At 40.6% G+C, this 3,092-nt stretch carries 4 protein-coding genes and 1 pseudogene; 4 read left to right on the top strand and 1 reads right to left on the bottom strand.

Going from position 1 to position 3,092, the window contains the following annotated elements:
• Positions 1–303: 303 nt before the first annotated feature.
• From RRG12_RS42345 to RRG12_RS42335, 3 genes and pseudogenes are all read left to right on the top strand, one after another.
• A complete protein-coding gene (locus tag RRG12_RS42345) occupies positions 304–570 on the top strand; it encodes a nitrogen fixation protein NifZ (protein ID WP_420761825.1) in 267 nt (88 codons plus the stop codon).
• Positions 567–770 (top strand): putative nitrogen fixation protein NifT, encoded by a 204-nt coding sequence (gene nifT / locus RRG12_RS42340; RefSeq protein WP_420761826.1) that lies wholly within the window; start codon positions 567–569, stop codon positions 768–770. The genes RRG12_RS42345 and nifT overlap by 4 nt, the downstream gene beginning before the upstream one ends.
• 43 nt (positions 771–813) lie before the next feature.
• Positions 814–957 (top strand): annotated as a pseudogene (locus tag RRG12_RS42335) (radical SAM protein); the annotation flags it as partial.
• Positions 958–1,058: 101 nt separating this feature from the next.
• On the opposite strand, the gene RRG12_RS42330 reads toward RRG12_RS42335, so the two are convergent.
• On the bottom strand, positions 1,059–2,483 hold the full coding sequence (locus tag RRG12_RS42330; protein ID WP_420761827.1) for an NB-ARC domain-containing protein: 1,425 nt from the start codon (positions 2,481–2,483) through the stop codon (positions 1,059–1,061).
• Positions 2,484–2,889: 406 nt separating this feature from the next.
• Between RRG12_RS42330 and RRG12_RS42325 the strand changes: the two genes are divergently transcribed.
• A complete protein-coding gene (locus RRG12_RS42325) occupies positions 2,890–3,042 on the top strand; it encodes a hypothetical protein (protein ID WP_420761828.1) in 153 nt (50 codons plus the stop codon).
• Positions 3,043–3,092 lie beyond the last annotated feature (50 nt).

Genomic DNA, 3,092 nt, shown 5'->3' with positions numbered 1-3,092 from the left:
ATTTCTGGAGATGTGTATTAGTAAATAATTTTTATAGTACAAAAATACTATCAGGTTGCTCTCATTTAGGATTGCTATATGACAGATTTTTAGATGCTCTTTGAGTACGAATCGGTAGCACATAATGGGTAAACATTGAGATCGGCACTTGGTAACTAATTTGCTACAGCAATAGGGTATGAGTTTAACCTCAGATGATATTCCAATCTATCTTAGACGCAGTGTGGCAAGAATTGGTACAAAACAAATGCAGCTTCAATATGCAAAAACTATTGAGTTTTGTCCCATCCCAGAGGTTATTTTATGCAATTGGATGAATTAGAACTAGACTTGCCACCAGCCTTTGAAATTGGCTCAAAAGTCAAAACTCGCAAGCTGATCCGCAACGATGGCACATATCCCGGTCAAGAAATTGGGGCAACACTAGCAAAAAAGGGAGAAATTGGCTACATCGTCAGTATTGGGACCTTTTTGCAAAATTCCTATATCTATGCAGTGCATTTTATTGACAAGGGCTTTATCGTCGGTTGTCGCAAAAAAGAACTAGAACCTGTTGAGGAAATCAAATGAAAGTTATGCTGCGTCAGAATGCTGCCGGACATTTAGTAGTCTATATTGCCAAAAAAGATATTGAGGAAGAAGTGGTGAACCAAACAGAGGGATGTGAGGGTCAGATTTTTACCTTAGCAAACGGTTGGGAACTAGCAATTCCAGATTTATCAGAACCTTTACGATTACCGCAAACTATAGAGGCTAAAAGGTTGTATTAAACATAAACTGCTCCCAGCAACAACTGCCTCTTCAGTTACAGAGGTTGATACCCTTGCTGAAAACATTCTCAGCAACCCCTGTAATATAGGTGTAACTTTCTCTGGTGGCAAAACATTTTAGTAAGCATCTGCACTGGTGGACTTAGCGAGTAAGGTAAATGTGATGTCTTTTAGTGGCTTCACTCTTGGTATAAGTCACCTTAGATTGTTGAGCGATCGCTCTATTATAAATGCTGTTTACTCTGTTATTTGCGATCGCTAAAACCCCTATTGATCATCCTGACAGTTCTAGCTTGCTACCTGACGTTGATGTTCTTGATCCAGAAATGCGTTCGGCTGAAATTTGGCGATCTGCTCATCAATAATAAAAGATTTGACATATTCAATCATCATCGGTTGGAGGGAAAACAGACCTGATTTGGCATCAATCCACGATCGCCCTTGCAGTAGTTCTAAGCTTTCCAGTAGTTCTTGGGATGAAACTGAGGATGGCATCTTTGTTCGTAGCTGTGAAAAAGAAATGGGTTGACGATTAAGTACCATGCATTGAATCGTTGCTTTAGCTACATCTGATAGGTATTCAAATTCTGGATATAAATCGTTGAGAATTGTACCGAAAAGTGTAACTTTTTGTTTTAAAAATTCAGTTATACTACCATCAAATAACTTTTGAATCGTTATGGCAATGCGGTTTAGGATATGGGGATTCCCTCCATAGGATTCGATTAATCGATTCCAGTCGTCTGGCGTTCCTCTAAAGGTTCCTTTTGTTTTCAAAAGTTCTTGTATGTCTGTAACCTGTAATCCTTGGAGAGAGAATACTCGCACAGGTGTTGTCTTTCCTTCAAGCGGAGCGATCTCATGAGATTTGATCCGACTGGTTAAGATTAAGCAACTTTGATGGGTGGCTTCTCCCACTCTCCTAAATAACTCACAGTATTCCCCGCCGGTTGTGTGGTGAAGCCAGATGCAATCTCGACAGGTGATTTCTGTGGCTGCACATTCTTGGAGAACTCTGTCAGCACCATCTAAAACCAGTAAGCAACGATAACGTTGCAAATAATGAATCAGTCGTGAAATTCTGTGATTGAATGATTCTGGTAGATCAGTTTCTTTCCCATCGGATAGGACGGAGATTAAGTCTGCTAAAAGATCGTTCAGTGAAGGACCCGGAAGGAGCGATCGCCAAATCACGAACTCAAACTGATTGTGAAGTTGTTGAGCGAGCTTCATCGATAGGTAGGTTTTGCCGATACCACCTATGCCTAATAAGGTAATGAGACGGCAGGGTATTGCTTGCTCTGGGGTAGACTCAGCTAAAATCCAGTGCTTCAGGGTTCCCAGTTCTTCTGTACGTCCGTAAAAAAGGGATACATCTGGTGCTTCTCCCCAATCAATTCGATTTGGAATTTTTGTGTAGTCTTCCTGGGGGTTGATATCTGGATTGGCTAACTGATAATCATTAGGTTCTAGTTGTAGCTTGAATGCTTGGAAACAATAATTCAGGGTTTGCCGATCTACTCCGATTTCACAGGCAAATACCTTTGCTACCGTATCTGGGTCTAACCCCATGCGAAAGCCTAAAGCTTCACGGGTATAATGTTTATCAAAATTTTCATTACTTTCTGATTGAGATTTTGCATCTTGGAGTTTCTGCAATCCTTGGGGCGTTAGGATTACACCACGTCTACGGCTCCTTTGTTGGGATTTCATGGGAAATGTTGCAGGTGATAAATGTATTTTTTATGGATAGGCATGACCGTCTGTAGTACATCGGTAAGATGCACCAACAAACAGGAGATGACTGACACAAGACACAAATCAGCAGTAAATAACTTCAGCTGCCAAAGCTATAAAATTAGCTACTCAATCAAGTCTTAATTGTCAAAACTGTACCCATTCAAAAGATTTGTTCAAGAATTATTATAGGAAACACAGATATTAAGCACTATTTCAGTCTGAAAGCAGGTAAGTCTTACAAGACTGAGTGAAGCAAATTTATCCAGCTAATTTTATGTTACTTGCTTTATTCTCGCACCCACGTTAAGTAATTTTACGGGTTTGATTAAGTTGGCGATCGCCTTTCTTTTGTGTTGTATTTTCGTAATTCAGCTTTTGAATGGCGATCGCTGTTGCTGGAATTGGGAAGCGATCGGTTCTGCTGGCTACTATTCGTCTTCGCGCCGCAGGTACTCGATTTTCCTGGGGAGATGCTCTAAGAACTGACTCAGGCGGTATTGAAGGGCTGAAACTCCGACAGAAACTCCAATAATTGAATGACGGCAGTTAACTTTTCTGGGGAGATAACTGCTTAATCAGTGC

Source organism: Nostoc sp. CALU 546 (assembly GCF_048836525.1).
Note: the sequence above shows the minus strand (reverse complement) of the source record. Positions and strands in the feature narration are given on the sequence as shown.

Bases quoted from the DNA above. Each gene is read 5' to 3' on its own strand.
- RRG12_RS42345 (WP_420761825.1), top strand. From the start codon at position 304: ATGCAATTGGATGAATTAGAACTAGACTTGCCACCAGCCTTTGAAATT.
- nifT (WP_420761826.1), top strand. From the start codon at position 567: ATGAAAGTTATGCTGCGTCAGAATGCTGCCGGACATTTAGTAGTCTAT.
- RRG12_RS42330 (WP_420761827.1), bottom strand. From the start codon at position 2,483: ATGAAATCCCAACAAAGGAGCCGTAGACGTGGTGTAATCCTAACGCCC.
- RRG12_RS42325 (WP_420761828.1), top strand. From the start codon at position 2,890: ATGGCGATCGCTGTTGCTGGAATTGGGAAGCGATCGGTTCTGCTGGCT.